This is a genomic window from Gilliamella sp. A7 (assembly GCF_002142015.1).
Lineage (GTDB): Bacteria > Pseudomonadota > Gammaproteobacteria > Enterobacterales > Orbaceae > Gilliamella > Gilliamella apis_A.
Genome location: NZ_NASN01000092.1, coordinates 1 through 2,466, shown reverse-complemented (window position 1 = coordinate 2,466; position 2,466 = coordinate 1). Strand labels below are relative to the sequence as shown.

At 31.5% G+C, this 2,466-nt stretch carries 2 protein-coding genes; both read left to right on the top strand.

Annotation, left to right across the window (positions count from 1 at the left end):
* The first annotated feature begins 82 nt into the window (after nucleotides 1-82).
* Nucleotides 83-889 (top strand): DUF6708 domain-containing protein, encoded by an 807-nt coding sequence (locus tag B6D18_RS12230; protein WP_086364693.1) that lies wholly within the window; start codon nucleotides 83-85, stop codon nucleotides 887-889.
* 55 nt (nucleotides 890-944) lie between these two features.
* Entirely contained in the window at nucleotides 945-1,763 is an 819-nt protein-coding gene (locus tag B6D18_RS12225) for a DUF6708 domain-containing protein (RefSeq protein ID WP_086364692.1), read from the top strand.
* Nucleotides 1,764-2,466 lie beyond the last annotated feature (703 nt).

Sequence of the window (2,466 nt, the reverse complement as noted above, 5' to 3'; positions counted from 1 at the left end):
AAACAAAAATATAATATTAACCCATAATAACAAACTTAAGTAGACCGCAAAGGAATGAGGGAGAAGTAATAGGAGAACAAGAATGCCATCAAAATACCGCCCCCAGATCATAGGTTGGATCGATGATTTAGATAAAATAGCCAATATATGGGAATTGCATGACGATCGGTTTATTTATGCTAATAATAACTATTGTGCCTTTATACGTAAGACATTTAGTGATCAGATTTTTTATACATGCCTTTATTTTGTTTGTATTATTGGGATGATTTTCTTAATTGTAGGTATGGTTATGTTTATTTTTGGATTTGATCACAAACTGACATTAATTGGAATAATTGGTTTTATTACATGTAGTTTTACTTTATATATAATTATTCCTGAATTTTATCAAAATGCATTTTCACGTCGTGGTAGTCCTATCATATTTAATCGTCAGACAGGTAAAGTATATGTTAATGAAAGTTACTTTTTTAACATTAAAGTACGAAGGCACCCTAAACTATTTTTACAACCGAAAAAACGCCGCATACAAGAGTATGATTGGCATGATATGCATGGCGTTATTGTCCATAATGGTCCATATTTTGTCGCAACGGTATTAATGGTATGCCAACCTGGCACATATCAGGTTATTGACCATGTTATGTTAGATCCTTTGCGTGATTCTTTAAGTAGAAAATTTGTCTGGGGTTGGCTCAATAGTTTTATGAAGTTTTATGAATCAGCAAATATAGATAACGGAAAATACAAAACAGCTGAAGAAGCGAAGTTTAAAAAGGATATGATAGAAGGTGACGGCTGGCCAGAATGGATGGTGGAAGCCTTTAATGCAACATCACTTGAAGAGTTAGCGGTAATTAAACAAAAATTTAATATTAACCCATAATAACAAACTTAAGTAGACCGCAAAGGAATGAGGGAGAAGTAATAGGAGAACAAGAATGCCATCAAAATACCGCCCCCAGATCATAGGTTGGATCGATGATTTAGATAAAACAGCCGATATATGGGAATTGCATTACGATCGGTTTATTTATGCTAATAATAACTATTGTGCCTTTATACGTAAGACATTTAGTGATCAGATTTTTTATACATGCCTCTGTTTTGTTGCGATTATTTTGTTAAGTATATTAATTGTAGGTATGGTTATATTTATTTTTGGATTTGATCACGAACTGACATTAATTGGAATAATTGGTTTTATTACGTGTAGTTTTGCTTTATATCTAATTATTCCTGAATTTTATCAAAATGCATTTTCACGTCGTGGTAATCCTATCATATTTAATCGTCAGACAGGTAAAGTGTATGTTAATGAAAGTTACTTTTTTAACTTTAAAGTGCGAAGGCACCTTAAACTATTTTTACAACCGAAAAAACGCCGTATACAAGAGTATGATTGGCATGATATGCATGGTGTAATTATCCATAATAGTTCACGCCATCCTTTAAGCACATCGGTGTTAATGGTGTGTCAACCCGGCACATATCAGGTTATTGACCATGTAATATTAGAGTCTGGGATTGCTGATAGGGGGCTAATTGTAAGATTTCTCTGGGGTTGGCTCAATGGTTTTATGAAGTTTTATGAATCAGCAAATATAGATGACGGAAAATACAAAACAGCTGAAGAAGCGAAGTTTAAAAAGGATATGATAGAAGGTGACGGCTGGCCAGAATGGATGGTGGAAGCCTTTAATGCAACATCACTTGAAGAGTTAGCAGTAATTAAACAAAAATATAATATTAACCCATAATAACAAACGTCATTTAATGATGAGCAGTATATTGAGATTGAGTTTTATACTTTGAGTTTGTAACTAGTGGTATATAATCATTTAATAGGTTACAGTGCCAGAGATTAAAAAGTACCTGATTAAGTTTCGACTATTATTTTGCCTATTCGAGTTAATGCTTTCCTCCATTTTCACCCTAAAGAAAAACGGTTTACTAATAATCAATTATCAATAACACGGTATTGACTCCTCAATTTTTTTATAAAACTAAGCCTCTAAATCAAATCGAAGTATCAATTATTTATGAACGCATGCAACTAATCTGAAAATGACAGATATGATATTACTGTCGGCAATATTACTAACAGGAAATAGGTGATGATTGTTTTGAAAATTGATGATCCGACACCAACAAAAATCGGTTTGATACCGATACTATGTTTTATATTTTGGATTACAACTCTTTAATATATATGAAAAAAATAATTATCCCTCCAGATATGGTTATCTTTTCAAAGTAATATTTTATTCAAGTTTGATACTGTTTTAGTAGTTATAAAGCTGATATATATATATTTCTTAGACGTTTTTTTATCAACAATAATAAAAAATTTTTATAAGCTGAATCCACGTTAGCAGGATAGTTTATGTTTAATATTTGACAAAATTACTGAGAGTAAAATTACTTAATGTGAATTAGTTATACTTACCTAACGTACTAGAT